This window comes from uncultured Turicimonas sp. (assembly GCF_902477955.1).
Lineage (GTDB): Bacteria > Pseudomonadota > Gammaproteobacteria > Burkholderiales > Burkholderiaceae_F > Turicimonas.
In genome coordinates, this window is the sequence record NZ_CABSJB010000028.1 from 1 (window position 1) to 16,175 (window position 16,175).

The window sequence follows — 16,175 nt, forward strand, 5'->3', positions numbered from 1 at the left end:
GTGAAACGCCTCCACGCCGATGATAGTGAGTTGTATTTCTTGCGAAAGTAGGTAGCCTCCGGGCTCAATTATTTAAAACAGACCCTCGAAGTCATTACGGCTCCGAGGGTTTTCTGTTTTATAATTTCCGTTTGAAATTTCAAACATAATAATTAGCAAATACCCTAGTATCTGTCTTATTTTTGTTATACCTTAAATAAGTTATTATCTAGTTCATAAGTTTTAGATATTCGAATTTAACTTATTAATTTATTAGATAATTTACTAATCTTCTCTCCTCTTATTTGTGACCTAATCATCCGAAAGTTATACGGGTTTATATTAACTAAAGGTTAAATATTTTACATTTATTCATAAAATCGGTGTATCTTTACGGTCACAGTCAGTCTTTAGAAATTATTTAAGGAGATTTGCATGGCAGAAACCCCTTCCTTCAACTATGCTCCAATGTTCCAAATGGGAGAAGATAAGACGGAATATTATCGGTTAACAGATAAATTTGTCTCCCTTGGAGAGTTTGAAGGCCAACCTATTCTAAAAATCGAAAAAGAAGGTATCACAACTCTTATTCATCAGGCTTTTAAAGATGTGAACTTCCTTTTGAGAAGATCTCACAATGAAGCTGTTGCCAAGATTCTTCATGACCCGGAGGCTTCCGATAACGATAAATACGTAGCAGTCACAATGCTCAGAAATGCTCAGATCTCTGCTAATCGTGTTTTGCCTATCTGCCAGGATACCGGTACAGCAATCATTCATGGTGAAAAAGGCCAGCAGGTTTGGACAGGATTTGATGACGCTGAAGCAATCAGTAAAGGCGTTTATGACACCTACACGACAGAGGCTCTGCGTTATTCTCAGAATGCTCCTCTGACAATGTACAAAGAAGTTAATACCCGCTGCAATCTTCCTGCTCAGATCGATATTGAAGCAGTAGAAGGTATGGAATACAACTTCCTTTGTGTCGTCAAAGGCGGCGGTTCAGCTAACAAGTCTTATCTCTTCCAAAAGACTAAAGCTATTCTTAATCCGGATGCTTTAATTCCGTTCTTGATGCAGCAGATCAAAGATCTCGGTACAGCCGCTTGTCCTCCGTATCACATTGCTATTGTTATCGGCGGTACATCTGCTGAAAAGACGATGCTTACGGTTAAGCTTGCTTCTACTCACTTCTATGATTCTCTTCCGACAACAGGCGACGAAACCGGTAGAGCTTTCAGAGATCTTGAATTAGAAGAAAAGCTTCTCGAGATGACCAACAATATCGGTTTAGGCGCTCAGTTCGGCGGTAAGTATCTGGCTCATGATATTCGTGTAGTTCGCTTGCCTCGCCATGGCGCTAGCTGCCCGATCGGTATCGGTGTTAGCTGCTCTGCAGACCGTAACGTCAAGTGCAAGATCACAGCTGAAGGCTTGTTCATCGAAAAATTAGATGAACATCCTGAAGAATTGATCCCTGAAGAATACAAGAACGAAGGTTCTGACACCGGTGTTCAGATTGACTTGAACAAACCGATGGATGAAATCAGAAAAGAACTCTCTAAGTATCCAGTCTCTACACGTGTTTCTATGACAGGCAAGATCATTGTTGCTCGCGACATTGCTCACGCTAAACTCAAAGAACGTTTAGACAGAGGCGAAGAACTTCCTGACTACATTAAGAACCATCCTGTTCTTTATGCCGGACCGGCTAAGACTCCTGCAGGTTATGCTTGCGGTGCAATGGGCCCGACAACGGCTAACCGTATGGATCCGTATGCTGATCCGTTCATGGCTGCCGGCGGCTCTCACGTTATGATTGCTAAAGGCAACAGAACCCAAGTAGTTACTGATGCTTGCAAGAAACACGGCGGCTTCTATCTCGGAACCATCGGCGGTGTTGCCGCAGCATTGGCTGACTCTTCCATCAAGAGCATCAAGTGCATTGAATACCCCGAACTCGGTATGGAAGCTGTTTATGAAATTGAGGTTGAAAACTTCCCGGCCTTCATCCTTGTTGATGACAAAGGAAACGACTTCTTTACTCAATTAAAACCGCGTAAGTAAAGTTTTGCTTGACCTTTGATTGAATTTCCGCGGGCTTAGTCTCGCGGACTTTTTTTGCCTTGCGAAAACAACCTTGTCTTTAGGTTCATCAATCGCAAGGCTTTTATAATATTGCAACTTAATAAAACAATAATTCCCAAGGTTTTTCAATGGACTCAGTCTTTTATATTGTGATTGCTGCGATGGCTTTGATCGTTATCCTTTTGCGTTTCAAAGTCATGATGGGAATTTCCATCCTTTGCGGCGGCCTTTTTATTTGGTTATTCGAATCAAGATCTTTCCCTGATCTTTGGGAGGCGGCAATTCAAGCAGCCAAAATCCAAAGGAATTGGGACTTAATATTTTGTTTGTATTTTGTAATGTGCCTGGAAGTTGAGCTTAGAACCAGCGGCTCTCTCTCCGGTCTGGTGAAAACTTTCAGAAATATTTTCTCCAGCAATAAAGTTACTTTGGCGGTTATGCCGGCTTTTCTTGGCTTACTGCCTTCTATGGGAGGCGCGAGATTTTCTGCTCCGATTGTTGAAGAAGCCTCTCAAGGAATAGCTGTCAACGCTGAACAAAAAAGCGTGATTAATTTGTGGTTCCGCCACATCTTTGAGTTTTCCAATCCCTTAATGCCCGGCATGATTCTTGCTTGTGGTATTGCCAACGTCACAATCCAAGACTTAATTATTCAAGTAGGTTGGGTGACGATTCTTTGCTTTGTTCTTGGCTGGATACTATTGGTTCAGCCTTTGAAGATTGTTGACAAAGAAAAAGCGACGAATACGACAAATGATCGCGATATTGATTGGAAGAGTCTCTTCTTAGCTTTCGGTCCGATCATTGCATCTTTCTTATTAATCGTGAGCTTCGGCATTTCAGCAGCTATTTCTATGGGACTTGTTGTTGTCGGCTTCATTCCAATTTTTTACGCCTTCGGCAGAAAGATTCCTATTAAGAATGTTTTCTTGGAAAGTCTGGATGTAAAGCTTTTAGTAAACGTGGTTCTGATTCTTTACTTTATTCAGTTGCTGACAATCACAGGCGTCTTGGATGAAATTGTTAATGCCTTTAATTCTTCTTCTTTACCGCAGGAAGTTATAGTCGCTGCTTTGGCTTTTATTTTCGGTTTAATGACCGGCCAATCACAAGGCTATATTGCTGTTGTCATTCCGATTGTCGCTTTAATGTCGCCGGGTAATATTTTGCTTGTCGCAACTGCTATGGTTTTTGGTCTGGCAGGGCAAATGATGACGCCGGTTCATCTGTGTATTCTGGTAACCGTAGAATATTTCAAGGCTAATATGTGGAACGTCATCGGACGATGCGGTTTTATTTCCTTAGTTATGCTGATTTGCTATTCAGCATGGACTTATTTCAGATATTATCTCCTCTAGTCCAATTTTCTTGAGCTTTTACAGGAAGCTCTTAACCACTGATACATGAAATTAGATCCCATTGAACTTTCCAACATTCTGAAGTACTGGATGACGGTCGAGGAGCTCACGCCTTTTGAGCTCCAGCCGGACATGTTGATGGCGGATTTGTCTGACGGAATAAATACGCAAAATGCGAATATTTTTATTTGGGATAAAGTAAAAGAGGAGGGCAAAAGATCTTTCCAAATAGAGTTGGATCGACTCACGGAAAAATTTGAAGTTGCTGAATATATGAAGATCTTTACTGTCTGTGTTGGAGTAGTAGAGATTAATGAATATGTTAAGAAGGTCGTTAATATTCTCAGCGCAGCCAAGTCTAAAAGAGACCTTGAAGTCAGCGATATTGGTTTTTTCGAGTCGGCCGGCAACGGAAAGATGTGCCTTGCAACTTTTAAAATCAACCATTTCGGAAAGGTTCTCCCTCATACATTTAATGCATCTTCAGCTTTGAGTTGGCTGGCTTTACACAATTCTTCTTTAAGCTCGGAACTCTCCGGCGAATCAGAACAATTGGCCGTAGGGGACACTCTGGTTTCTCATTTTTTTTCTTTGTGCCGAGACTATCTTAAGAGCGCTTGGAGTTCTAACGTGCCTGAGAAAGACCTGAAAGAGGTGTACTCGGTTGAGTACACGAAGTCTAAGCATGGTGTAAGAAAGCTGAGAGATCTTCGTCAGCCAGATGAGCTAAAAGTTAACGTTGCTTTTTTGGATGAAGTCAGTCGTTATGTTTGTAAGCTTGCCGGTATTGCTGCCGCTGATTCTGTGTGGGTTGTAGAACAATTCCAAAAAAGACCGCATAAAGTCGTCGATGATTTTATGAACTCTCCTTATCTGGATCCCTTAGGCAATCTTTCTTTGGCGGTAAAAGAAAAGAAACCGGAATTGCTTTTGAGTAAAGTTCTAACGAATTTCTTTAAATATTCTCACGGGAACAGCGTCCGCAACGATGTGTTAAGAGATCCTCGTGCTCTGTACGAAATTGCCGATCCGCGTTTATTTAATCTTGGACGATGGCCTGATTCCTTAAGCAAGAAGTTGTCTGTTTGCCAGCAGATTGCAGTATCTCGGATTTGTCAGGCTAGTGAATACAATCCCATCGTTACCGTTAATGGTCCTCCGGGCACGGGTAAAACAACTCTTCTCCGAGACGTTTTAGCAGACGTGGTCGTCAGAAGAGGATATGAAATTGCCGGGATTTCAGATATCAGAAACGAGGAAATTTTTGAAATCTCCTATTCCGACACAACCCCGGTTCAGGTTTTAAAACCGAATTTCACTAAGGACTTTCCGATTATTGTTGTTTCCAACACAAACAACGCGATTGAGAATATCTCTAAAGAAATTCCTCTTCAATATGGTTTTGAAGAAGAGGAAGGAGATTATTTTTCTGATCTTTCCAACGAAATTTTTGGACAGAATCAATGGGCTTGGGGGCTTCTCTCTCTTCCATTGGGTAAGTCCGCCAACTGGAATAAAGCCTATGATGCGTTGTTCAAGCGGGATAAGAATCGCAAATCCGTTCTGTCAAATGTTTTTGCCGCAGAAGAAGAAAAGCTCGGTGGATTTGCTCAGGTGTGCAAACTCTGGGAGAAGGAAAAAGAAAACTTTTTGAAGCTGCATACACAAGTAAGAGAGAGCCTCTCGGAGCAATACAAAGTTTATTTAAAGGATATTAAAGCCGCATCTCCCTCTTCCTTGCTTGGAAGCAAAGTTACGTCCATTCTGCATAAAGAAGAAAGCTTAAAGAGCAGCGAACTCTATTTCGATTTCAGTAAGAGAGAAAATTTAGACCGACATCTGGAACAAATTTATACCGCACCTGAGCTCGACAGTCTTCGGACTAAATTATTTTTGTCTTCTCTGAGACTTCACAAATATACGATTTTGATTCATCGTCAGCGTTTCGTGAATTCAATAGAAAAGTCATTCTTGACGATGGGAAACAGAGAGTTTATTAACGATCCGCTTCCTTTCTTAGGAACCTTTTGTTTCTTTTGCCCCCTGATTTCATCTACTTTGGCTTCTTCTCCGCTGCGCTTCGGTAAATATTTGAAAGGCTCTTTGCCATGGGTTTTAATCGATGAAGCCTCCCAGGTTACGCCGCAGTCGGCTGTGCTGATGATGCAGAAGGCAAAGAGGCTTATTGTTGTCGGAGACCCGCAGCAGCTTCAGCCGGTAGTTACATTGCCAAAGGTCATTAATGAACTTTTAACGGATGAGAATAAAAAGTTAAGAAACTGGTCTCCTTTTAATTTCAGTCTGCAAAACCTCTGTGATAACACTCAGACCTACGGCACTCGCATTGGAGAGAACATCGAGACCTCTATTTGGACTGGACTTCCGCTTAGAGCCCAAAGAAGAAGTTTTTCTCCGATGTTTGATATTTCAAATGCTATTTCTTACGAAAACCAAATGGTCTTGGGTAAAGAAAGGCGCAATAGAGGCTCAATTGAAGCGTTGATTCCAAGTTTTTGGCTCGATGTTAATCCTGAACAGGAATATTCAACAAATGCTGTAGATGAAGAAATTGACGCGGTTATTGATGTTCTTCGTTATATCTATGGCAGATTGGTCAACGCAAATTTGCGAGGTGAGTTGAGCAAACCCAAGACGTTAATGATCGTCACTCCGTTCCGTGCCGTTGCAGCGGCAGTTCGAGGAAAACTAAAAGGTGCAAGCCGAAGCAATGATTTTTTCCGCATTGTTAGAATCGGCACCACACACGTCATGCAGGGGCAGCAGGCCGATATCGTGATTTTTGTACTAGGTTCGAAGAAAGGTGAGATGGGCTCACGAGCCAGACTTTGGGCAACCGAGCCTCCGAATCTGATTAATGTAGCGGTCAGCCGCGCTATCGAATCTCTCATCATTATCGGCAACGCCAATGAATGGGAAGGTCTCGGTCCGATGAGCGAAATTGTTTATCAGCTGCGTTTCAAAGGGGAGGGAGTTCTTTCTGATCTTCCTCAAGATGAGTAATCAATTTGTTCGCAAACTATGCTTTAGGCAAAGTTCGATACAAAGAAGAATTGATTGTTTTCAAACAATTTAGTATCATCCCCCCAGAATATTCAGGAGGGTGAAAGTATATGATTAAAAACGAAAAAGAACAATCAGAAGCATTGAAAGTTATTGCAATTTCTTCCTTGTTTTCTACTATTGGAAGCGCAGCAATTTTCTTCGCTGCGCAATGGTTCTAACGATTTTAATTAAGGCCTTTCGAGGCCTTAATTAATGTTCGAATAAAGCCAAAAGACCGGAGAGCGGTGCGAAGTCAAAAGCGTATTTTGCATGAGGACGAACTGCCGGTTTGGCATGCCAAGCTATTGATAAACCTGCCGCTTCCAGCATCGGAATATCATTGGAACCGTCGCCCATCGTAATGAGCTCGTTAAGTTCTATACCATGCTGAAGAGCATATGCGGAAACGTATGAGATTTTTCCGCGTCCGTCGATAATCGGTGTACCGAAAGGTCCGGTGACTCTGCCTGTTAATTTACCGTCTTTAATTTCTAACTCATTGCTGATGACGTGGGTAAAACCATATCTTTCTTTAACTACGTTGGTGACGCAGCTAAATCCGCCGGAGACAAGAAGCATCGGAATTCCAGCCTTTTTCAAAGCAGAAACAAGCGCTTCTGCACCGGGATTAGGTTTGATATGGAATTTAATAAGCCGATCGACTACGGAAGCATCTACACCGGCCATTAATTTGACGCGTGCGGTTAAACTTTCTGCGTAGTTGCGGATTTTTCCCTGCATGGTCAGTTCAGTGATGCGTGAGACTTCATCGCCTTTACCGACGAAAGCAGCCATTTCATCCAAAGTTTCTAAATTCAAGAACGTGGAATCCATATCGGTCGCAAAAAGCTTGAAGTCGGTGAGCTTCATATGAGGATCTACCCAACAGACGTCAATCTGTAGAGCTTGCGCTTTTTCTCTCCAGAGCTTTTCAAATTCTTCACGATTCATTCCGGAAAGTCGGACGGAGCAGGGCTCTTTGATTTTTCCCTTTTTTCCAATTGACTTCAGAAACTTCTCGAGTATGTGTTCATGACCGATTTTTGTCTGAAGAACCAAGTCCTGTTTCACTTTAGTTCCTTTAAGATTTTTATGATTTTCTCTGTCTTTTTATCGACAGTATCCATTTTATCCGTTAATTTTAATTTAGTTGGTCCGGCCATTTTTAGGAAACGACTACTTTGCAGGAGCCTGAACAGCTTTGCAGGATCAACCGGTGCATCCGAGTCAAAAGTAATAATGGCTTCGGACTCACCGGCATCGATTTTTCTGATTCCCAGATCTTTGGCTTCTATGCGGATCAAGTGCGTCTTGATGAGCGTGCGGCTTTCCTCAGTCAGCGGACCGAATCTGTCTGCAATCTCTTCCTGAATAGCGATAATTTCCTCGCGCTTCTTGGCAGCAGCTAGTTTCTTGTAGAAATTTAAGCGCTGATGGACGTCATGAACATAGTCAGAGCGCAACAGGGCTGGAGAATGTAGGTTAATTTCAGTGGTGGCCGCTAAGGGTGCTTCCAGGTCCGGTTCTTTTCCGGATTTGAGAGACAGAACCGCTTTTTCCAACATTTGGTTATAGACTTCAAAACCCACGCCGGTGATCAAGCCCGATTGATTATCCCCGAGAATTTCTCCGGCGCCACGGATTTCCAGGTCATGCATAGCCAGAAAGAATCCGCTTCCTAAGCTTTCCATCTCCTGAATGGCTTCGAGGCGTTTTGCCGCATTCTTCGTAATGGCTCCTTCCCCCGGAGTCAGTAAGTAGGCGTAGGCTTGGTGGTGAGATCTGCCGACTCTTCCTCGCAGCTGATGCAGCTGAGCCAAGCCGAATTTATCTGCACGATGCATGATAATGGTGTTGGCGTTGGGGACGTCAATACCGGTCTCAATAATCGTGGTACAGAGCAGAATGTTGGTTCTTTGAGCGTAGAAGTCACGCATCACCTTTTCCAGCTCTCTTTCGTTCATTTGGCCGTGAGCTACACCGATACGAGCTTCCGGAATAAGTTTTTGAAGCTGATCGAGACGGTTTTGGATCGTTTCTACTTCATTGTGGAGGTAGTAGACCTGCCCCCCTCGTTTCAGTTCACGCAGTGAAGCTTCTCTGACAAGCGAATCTGTTTCTCTCTGTACGAAAGTCTTAATAGCTAAACGTTTTTGAGGTGCCGTAGCAATCACTGAGAAATCTCTAATACCTTCAAGCGACATCGACAAGGTTCTCGGAATAGGTGTCGCAGTCAAGGTCAGGATATCTACCTCCGAGCGCATGGCTTTCAAGCGTTCTTTCTGACGTACTCCGAAACGATGTTCCTCATCGATGATGACAAGACCGAGATTTTTGAACTTTACTTGTTCTGAAAGCAGCTTATGGGTTCCGACCACAATATCGATGGTACCGGCTTCAAGGCCTTCAATGACTTTCTTTACTTCCGTAGAGCTTCTGAAGCGGGAGAGTTCGGCGACTTTAACCGGCCAGTTTGAGAAGCGGTCTCGGAAGGTTTCCGCATGCTGCTCGGCAAGAAGCGTTGTCGGACAGAGCACTGCAACTTGTTTATGACCCATTACTGCAATAAATGCAGCTCGCAGGGCCACTTCCGTTTTACCAAAGCCTACGTCGCCGCAGACCAGACGATCCATCGGCTTGTCGGATTCCATGTCTTGTTTGACGGCTCTGATTGCAGAGAGCTGATCCTCGGTTTCTTCAAACGGAAAGTCTTCGCAGAAGGCTTCGTAATCTTGCTGGCTGTATTCAAAAGCGTGCCCTTTACGGCTTTCGCGCAAAGCGTAGATATTTAAAAGTTCGGCGGCAGTATCTCTAACCATCTTCGCCGCTTTCTTTTTCGCCTTTTCCCAATCTCCTTTGCCTAAAGCGTGGAGCGGAGCATTTTCCGGATCAGCTCCGGAATAACGGGAGATAAGATGCAAATGTGTGATAGGAACATAGAGCTTAGCTTCTTTTGCATACTCAATCTGCAAAAATTCTGCCGGACCTTCAGGCGTCTCTATAGTAGTAAGTCCGCGGTAACGACCGATCCCATGTTCAAGGTGCACGATAGGATCTCCGACTTTCAGTTCCGAAAGATCTCGGATCATCATGTCGAGATTGGACTCGGTTTCCGTTTTTCTTCTTGTTCTTCTTATCGGTTTACCGCTGTAGGCGTAAAGTTCCGCCTCAGTCACAATCGCCAGAACCGGATTATCCAGCTTTAAGCCCGAATATAAAGGGCCGAACGCTAGACAGCATTGGTGTTTTGAAGCAATGAAGGTGTTGAAATCTTTGGTGATTTCAACTTTAAATTGATATTCTTTGAAGAGCTGATGGATGGTTTCCAATCTGCCCGGAGAGTTTGCCAAGACGAGAAGTTTGCCGTTTTTCTCTTGGATTGTTTTAGCAAAACCTTTCAGTCCTGATAGAGGATCCTGATTTTTTCTTTGAATGGCAATGCTTGTCTCAAAGATGGGAGCATTGTCATCTGAAGAGAAGAGGGAGAGTCTGGGGAATTTTTTACAGCAATCAAAAAACTCCGGTGAGGTCATATAGAGTTCTTTCAGAGGAAGAATCGGATGAGTATTCTCCGCTTTTAAGAACTTTGCTCTTTCTTCGTTTTCACGGTCGAACTGCACAATCGCTTCTTCTATTCCTCCGATAAGCATGAGCTTTGCCGAATCACCGATAAAATCGAAAAGGGTATCGGTATGATCGAAGAAAAGCGGAAGATAGTTTTCTATTCCCGGAGAAGCAATTCCGTTCTCGATATCTTTATATGTCGTGTATTTGCTGGGATTCCCTTCAAATCTTTCCCGCCAATTGGAAAGGAAAAATTCTCTGGTCTTATCATTCATTGGAAATTCATGCGCAGGCAAGAGCCGGCTTTCCTGGACTTCTTCTAAAGATCTTTGAGAGTCGGGATCAAAATATCGAATTTGTTCGAGTTCATCATCAAAGAAATCTAAACGGAAAGGCAGCTTAGAACCCATCGGATATAAATCCAGGATGCTCCCGCGGCTGGCGAATTCACCTTGGGCGACAACTTGCGTGACGTGTTCGTAGCCGGCCTGAACTAATTCGGATTTAAGTTTTTGCGGATCTAGGTTCTCACCTTTTTTCAGCATCAAAGAGTTGGATCCAATAAACTGCTTCGGTGCCAAACGCTGCGTGGCCGTAGTCGCGGAGACGAGGAGAATATCAAGGTCTCGATTTTTGCTGTTTCTGTTTAACAGCGTATACAGAGTCTCCAGTCTTTCACCGACTAAATCCGCATGAGGACTCAGCACATCATAGGGAAGGGTTTCCCAATCCGGAAAGGACAAGACTTTGAGGGAGTCGTCAAAAAAAGGAATCTCTTCCTGAAGTCTGATGACATCTGCAGGATTCGCACAGATAACCACCAACAGCTCTTTTTTCTCTTTCAGGAGAAGGGCATTTTGCGCGATACACAGAGAAAGTTCAGAACCTTTAGGCCGTTCCTCTTTTTTTCTGGTTTCAGGTTTGATGTCAGCAAGCGAGGTGCCAATCAAAGGAATTTTTTTGATTTCATTTTTACTCATTGCGTGCCTTATTCAGTGTATCGAGAACTAAACACCAATCAACCCATGCTTTTCTCTTATCCGAAGGATTGCGGAGCAAAGCTGCCGGGTGATAAGTAACGATGACCTTTCGGGATTTGCCGGCAATAACCATGTCAAACACTTTCTGCCGCCGTGAGGTGAGGGTTTCATCGGTTCCGAAAATCGATTTCGCAGCGGGCTTGCCCATCGCTACAATAACTTTCGGATCCATTAATTCAAGCTGACGCTCCAAGAAGCACCGGCAGGCAGCCATTTCTTCAGTCGACGGATCGGCATTCATCGGAGGACGGCATTTGATGGTATTGAGAATGCCCAAATCTTTTCCTCTTTCCAACCCGATAGCGTGAAGAATAGTCGTGAGAAGCTTTCCGGAAGGGCCGCAGAACGGTATGCCTTGTCTGTCTTCTTCCGCACCCGGCGCTTCACCGATGAGCACAAGATCCTTCGGAGGAGTTCCTTCACCGGGCACTGCGCAAATTCTGTGCGATGAAATATCACAAATATGACAATTTTTAACTTCCGAGATAATTTCTGTCCAAGAGGAATTCTTAATCTTTTCAGTTCGAGCCGGGGAGAACGCATCAGAGGCGACACCTCTGCCTTCTTTTCTGCGAGTCGGAGCTTTTTTAGGCTGAGCTGGTACGCGAGGTGAAGGCATTGCAGGTGATTGGGGATGGGCAGAAGCTGCAGATGGCTGACGCAAAGCAGCCGGGGCTGTCGGAGCAGGTGCGGACGGCGCAGCTGGTACAGGAGCCGGGACATTGGCCTGAGCTTGTTCATGCTGCAGTTCTTGGAGCTCCTCTCTGAGGACCCACTCCGGACCAAGGCCTAAGGCCTGCCATAAAGCAGATTTTCTTTCATCTAACATGCAGTCTCCTTGACCATGATTAATGCGTCTTCTCTTCCCGTTGGGGTTTTATAGTAATTCTTTCTTGTTCCTACCGTTTTAAATCCGAATTTTTTATAGAGTGCGACGGCAGGGTCATTTGATCGGCGGACTTCCAGAAACCACTTTTTAATTTTATTTGCATCTCCGAATTCATTCATAAAAGAAAGCATTCGTCCGGCAAGACCTTTTTTCTGAAACTCTTTAGAGACGCCGATATGCAGCAATTCTCCCTCGTCAAAGACGGATGAAAAAACGACATACCCGGCAACCGATTCCTTGCTGCCGTTTTTACTGACAATACAGTAAGAGTGATGTTCTTTCATCGAAGAGAGAAAGCTCTTTTCCGTCCAAAAGTCTAGCGGGAACAAAACTTTGTCAATTGCCTCCGTTTCCGGAAGGAGCGCTTCGGTCATGAGAGTTATTCTGTAAGACGTCATGGGTCGCTGCAGAAGGTTAAGAAGATTTAGCTTCTTTTATTTTTTTACGCTCTTCAATGGTTTGAGCTACGTGATTTCTCACGTACAACGGACCTGCTTGTTCAGGGGTAATAAGTTTGTCTTGCCCATATTCAATTAGTGCCGGCACAAGCAGCATTTCTGCATTTGCGTCTTCAGTCGAAAGCAGTTGAAGAGCAGGCGGAATTTCGACCGGATAGGCAGCAAAAGCATTTCCGCAAAGGGCAGAGCAATTCGATTCTTCCGCATGACGAACTAAATCTTCCGGAGCGGAAAGAAAAGCCGGGACACGTTCAACCAGCCTTTCTCCGCGCTTGGTAAAGACCGCGGTGTAGCATTCATGCATTCTGGCATCCGTGGAGACGAGAATAGAATCTTCTTCTTTGAGTGCGTTTATCTGTCTATACGCTAAGGCAAGGAGGTTATTAACCGCAATCAGCTTTTTATTCAGTGCCCAGCCGATGCCTTGAGCCATTCCGCAGGCGACTCTCAAGCCGGTAAAAGCCCCGGGGCCTGCACCGAAAACAATGGCATTCAAACTATCTAAAGAGCCTGAAGCTTCTTGGAGTGCATTTCTTATCATTCCAAGGATGACAGAGGTGTGTTTCTGACCTGGTTCAGAAGAGATGAAAGCATTTTTGCCAAATCCGGCGACCGCAACGGAACAAAGGGTTCCGGCAGATTCGATTGAAAGCAGTTTGATAGCAGTATCCGTCATTTATAACCGTCCAATTTAACGGTCATATTCTACTGTTGAGAGGCCGGAGTTTCTTGATTTGGGCTAGCAGGTTGAGCAGATGACGCGGATAACTCTACAGGGTCTTTCGGAGCAGAAAGCTCTCTGTCGGGGGATTGCTGAACTGCTAAATTGTCCTTCGGTTCCTGAAGAGTCTGTACCGAATTACTGAAGGAGAACATGATGCATTCGGAGTGCATTCTCTCGTTGAGCTCTTGTATCTTGATTTGAAGTTCAAGATCATTTTCAGCTTCAGCCGGGGTCTTGGAGTTTCTCGACTTTGTAGAGGTTAGGTTCTTTTGCGCGTGAACAATTTGCTCGCGCAGAATCATTCTTTCTTCGTTAGTTAAACGTTTGCGCCAACCGGTCGGAACATCGCTCATGCCGTCATAAAAATGCTTAGGCGCATAGCGATGAGTCATGGCTTGCTTAGCGTTGTTAGGGAGATGTTTTTTCAGTTCCTGGCGTTCCTCGGCGCTCATTGCCCTCCAATGAAAATCACGATGGCGAGGGGACATATCAAGCCAAGCTACGGCCTTTTCTTCCATGGGTAAGGTATCAAAAGCGCAAGCCGGCCCCTTATGTACTCTATTATGGGCCGATACATTTTGATACACACGTTCTTGGTTAGGGTGTGCCTGTACTACGGCTTCAATAGGTAGCATAATAATCACTACTGTTACAGATATCCCAATTAACGTTTTCAAAGGAAGCCTCGGTTCTGTTTTCTGTTTATTGTTATATGTAATGCTATAAAACTCTGTGCCCAAAAGGAAGTTCTAATTTACAAAAGGGTTAAAAAATAGCATAAATTCTGTTGCAAGCTGTAAAAGCAGTAATTTTTAGGTGATCGATATGCAAGGTATGGAAAATTCAAGAAAAGATTCGTTATCTATTGCAAAGAGGCCTCCGCGTGTTCTGGTAGTCGATGATGACGCTCGTTTGCGCGATTTGCTTCGTCAATTTTTAGTAAACAATGGGTTGCATGTCACTGTTGCTGAAAATGCTCAACAGATGAACCGCCTGTGGCTTCGTGAACGTTTTGACGCTGTCGTCTTGGACGTCATGATGCCGGGTGAAGACGGCTTCTCCATTCTCAGACGCATCCGCGCCATGAAAGACAATACTCCGATCCTTATGCTGACCGCTAAGGGCGAAGACATTGATCGTATTTTGGGTTTGGAATTGGGTGCTGACGACTACTTGCCGAAACCCTATAACCCGCGTGAATTGCTGGCTCGTCTTCATGCCATTATGCGCAGACGCGAACCTGTTGAAGCTCCGGGATCTCCAAGTAAGGGCGATGAGGTTGTACAGTTCGGTGACTTCACATTAGATTTAGGTACACGTAAACTTAAGAAAGGCGAAGAAGAAATTCCACTGACTACCGGTGAATTTGCCGTGTTGAAGACATTTGCCCGTCATCCGAGAGTTCCGCTTTCCAGAGATAAACTGATGGAAATGGCACGCGGAAGAGAATACGAAGCTTTTGACCGTTCTTTGGACGTTCAGGTTTCTCGCTTGCGCAAGATTATCGAAGAGGATCCTTCTAATCCGCGTTATCTCCAGACTGTCTGGGGTTTGGGCTACGTCTTTATTCCGGATGGAAAGAGCGAAGCTCTGAAGTAATCAACTTAAATTATGGAAGAACAGCAGCATTCAGATTCTCAACAGCGTACTCCGGTTAGGTCTTCGGGCTTATTTTGGAGAACGTTCGGGATGCTGTTGATTCTTGTGGTAACAAGTATCGGGGCGTGGCTCTACGTTTTATCCGTGATGGATGAAGAGCCGCGGGCAAGAGGTATTTCCCAAAGGATTACATCGATCACTACCTTGACCCGCTATGCTCTGATCAGCTCCGATACAAGTTACCGATTCGATCTGATCATGGCTTTAGCCCAACGAGAAGGTCTCGTCATCCTTCCTAAAGAGAGCAGTGATATTGTTCGGCCGTTACCAAGTGATCGGGTAAATACGATGGTCGAAGAATTTGTCACCCAACAGCTTGGAGCTAAAACGAAACTTGCCTCGAGCATCAACGGCATGCCCGGTCTTTGGGTAAGTTTTAATATTGACGGTGACGAATACTGGCTTAGAACTGAAAAAGACATCAATCCCGAACGATTAGGCCAGAACTGGATTTTCTGGTTCATCGGCATGCTCTTTGTCGTGACTTTGTTTACGGTCTTATTGACCAGCAGAATTATCGAGCCGTTAGAGCGTCTAGCCCGATTTGCCCGAGAATTAGGCCGAGGCAGGGCTCCCGCACCTCTGCCGATTGATGGTCCTAAGGAAATTCAGGAAGTCAACGAGAGCTTTAATGTGATGGTGCAGGACCTGAAGCGACTGGCCAATGATCGTGAGGTTTTGCTTGCGGGCGTCAGCCATGACCTCAGAACGCCTATCACTCGCTTAAGACTGGAAGTCGAATTAGCTCCACTATCGGAAGAAACCCGCGACGCGATGTGTTCTGATTTAGACCAAATGGAAAACATCGTTAAGCAGTTCATGGCTTATGTACGGGAAGGTGAACAGCCTCTTGAGGTTGTTAACTTTTCTCAAACGGTTCTCGATGCCATCGCTTCGAGCCGTATGGAAAGCTCGGATGACGTTCAGCTTACTGAAGAGGTTGATCCGAACCTTGAAATTCGAGCTAATCCGACGGATATCTCCCGTGCCGTTCAGAATCTTATCGTTAATGCCGGTAAGTACGGCAGAAGCACGGACGGTATTTTGCGCTTGAACATTTCTCTCAAGCACAACAAGAAGAGGAACTTGGCGGAATTAACGGTTTCCGATGACGGAGCAGGCTTGCCGGAAGAGCAGTTCGAAAGAGTGCTGCGCCCGTTTGAGAGAGGAGACCAAGCCCGCGGCAACACGACCGGTTCAGGGCTCGGTTTGTCAATTGTAGAAAGAGCAGCAAGAGCTGCCGGCGGTTCAGTGCGCTTGTCCCAGAATATTCCTAACGGTTTAAGCATTCATGTCAGTATTCCGCTGGTGGCCACTAGCCTCATTAACCGCGCGCTGAAGCCGGAAAAATAG

Annotated in this window: 11 protein-coding genes; 5 read left to right on the forward strand and 6 right to left on the reverse strand. The window is 44.7% G+C overall.

The features are described from left to right. Window positions 1–414 precede the first annotated feature (414 nt). From RDK53_RS08725 to RDK53_RS08735, 3 genes are all read left to right on the forward strand, one after another. A complete protein-coding gene (locus RDK53_RS08725) occupies window positions 415–2,046 on the forward strand; it encodes a fumarate hydratase (protein ID WP_308514200.1) in 1,632 nt (543 codons plus the stop codon). A 149-nt stretch (window positions 2,047–2,195) separates the two neighbouring features. Continuing rightward, a complete protein-coding gene (locus RDK53_RS08730) occupies window positions 2,196–3,425 on the forward strand; it encodes a DUF401 family protein (protein ID WP_308514201.1) in 1,230 nt (409 codons plus the stop codon). 45 nt (window positions 3,426–3,470) lie between these two features. Beyond that, window positions 3,471–6,446, forward strand: coding sequence for an AAA domain-containing protein (locus RDK53_RS08735; RefSeq protein WP_308514202.1), 2,976 nt, complete (start codon window positions 3,471–3,473; stop codon window positions 6,444–6,446). Window positions 6,447–6,698: 252 nt separating this feature from the next. Here RDK53_RS08735 and serB read toward each other — a convergent pair whose 3' ends face one another. Genes serB through RDK53_RS08765 form a run of 6 tightly spaced genes read right to left on the reverse strand, consistent with a single transcriptional unit; the run spans window position 6,699 to window position 13,798 of the window. Further along, complete coding sequence (gene serB, locus RDK53_RS08740; protein ID WP_308514203.1) at window positions 6,699–7,559, reverse strand: phosphoserine phosphatase SerB; 861 nt, start codon at window positions 7,557–7,559, stop codon at window positions 6,699–6,701. Then, window positions 7,556–11,032, reverse strand: coding sequence for a transcription-repair coupling factor (gene mfd / locus RDK53_RS08745; protein ID WP_308514204.1), 3,477 nt, complete (start codon window positions 11,030–11,032; stop codon window positions 7,556–7,558). The genes serB and mfd overlap by 4 nt, the downstream gene beginning before the upstream one ends. After that, window positions 11,025–11,921: a uracil-DNA glycosylase gene (locus RDK53_RS08750; protein ID WP_308514205.1), complete on the reverse strand. Its 897-nt coding sequence runs from the start codon at window positions 11,919–11,921 to the stop codon at window positions 11,025–11,027. The genes mfd and RDK53_RS08750 overlap by 8 nt, the downstream gene beginning before the upstream one ends. Beyond that, window positions 11,915–12,379, reverse strand: coding sequence for a ribosomal protein S18-alanine N-acetyltransferase (gene rimI / locus RDK53_RS08755; protein ID WP_308514206.1), 465 nt, complete (start codon window positions 12,377–12,379; stop codon window positions 11,915–11,917). The genes RDK53_RS08750 and rimI overlap by 7 nt, the downstream gene beginning before the upstream one ends. 16 nt (window positions 12,380–12,395) lie before the next feature. Then, window positions 12,396–13,115 (reverse strand): tRNA (adenosine(37)-N6)-threonylcarbamoyltransferase complex dimerization subunit type 1 TsaB, encoded by a 720-nt coding sequence (gene tsaB / locus RDK53_RS08760; protein WP_308514207.1) that lies wholly within the window; start codon window positions 13,113–13,115, stop codon window positions 12,396–12,398. Between the two features lie 29 nt (window positions 13,116–13,144). After that, complete coding sequence (locus RDK53_RS08765; protein ID WP_308514209.1) at window positions 13,145–13,798, reverse strand: hypothetical protein; 654 nt, start codon at window positions 13,796–13,798, stop codon at window positions 13,145–13,147. Window positions 13,799–13,988: 190 nt separating this feature from the next. Between RDK53_RS08765 and ompR the strand changes: the two genes are divergently transcribed. After that, window positions 13,989–14,762 carry a two-component system response regulator OmpR gene (gene ompR / locus RDK53_RS08770; RefSeq protein WP_308514210.1) on the forward strand — a complete coding sequence of 258 codons (774 nt, stop codon included), beginning with the start codon at window positions 13,989–13,991 and terminating at the stop codon, window positions 14,760–14,762. Between the two features lie 90 nt (window positions 14,763–14,852). After that, entirely contained in the window at window positions 14,853–16,175 is a 1,323-nt protein-coding gene (locus RDK53_RS08775; RefSeq protein ID WP_308514211.1) for an ATP-binding protein, read from the forward strand.

What these genes read in the sequence shown, in the direction of transcription:
- RDK53_RS08750 (WP_308514205.1), bottom strand. Translation starts at nt 11,921, where the DNA reads ATGTTAGATGAAAGAAAATCTGCTTTATGGCAGGCCTTAGGCCTTGGT.
- rimI (WP_308514206.1), bottom strand. Translation starts at nt 12,379, where the DNA reads ATGACGTCTTACAGAATAACTCTCATGACCGAAGCGCTCCTTCCGGAA.
- ompR (WP_308514210.1), top strand. Translation starts at nt 13,989, where the DNA reads ATGCAAGGTATGGAAAATTCAAGAAAAGATTCGTTATCTATTGCAAAG.
- RDK53_RS08775 (WP_308514211.1), top strand. Translation starts at nt 14,853, where the DNA reads ATGCTGTTGATTCTTGTGGTAACAAGTATCGGGGCGTGGCTCTACGTT.
- RDK53_RS08725 (WP_308514200.1), top strand. Translation starts at nt 415, where the DNA reads ATGGCAGAAACCCCTTCCTTCAACTATGCTCCAATGTTCCAAATGGGA.
- tsaB (WP_308514207.1), bottom strand. Translation starts at nt 13,115, where the DNA reads ATGACGGATACTGCTATCAAACTGCTTTCAATCGAATCTGCCGGAACC.
- RDK53_RS08765 (WP_308514209.1), bottom strand. Translation starts at nt 13,798, where the DNA reads ATGCTACCTATTGAAGCCGTAGTACAGGCACACCCTAACCAAGAACGT.
- RDK53_RS08735 (WP_308514202.1), top strand. Translation starts at nt 3,471, where the DNA reads ATGAAATTAGATCCCATTGAACTTTCCAACATTCTGAAGTACTGGATG.
- mfd (WP_308514204.1), bottom strand. Translation starts at nt 11,032, where the DNA reads ATGAGTAAAAATGAAATCAAAAAAATTCCTTTGATTGGCACCTCGCTT.
- RDK53_RS08730 (WP_308514201.1), top strand. Translation starts at nt 2,196, where the DNA reads ATGGACTCAGTCTTTTATATTGTGATTGCTGCGATGGCTTTGATCGTT.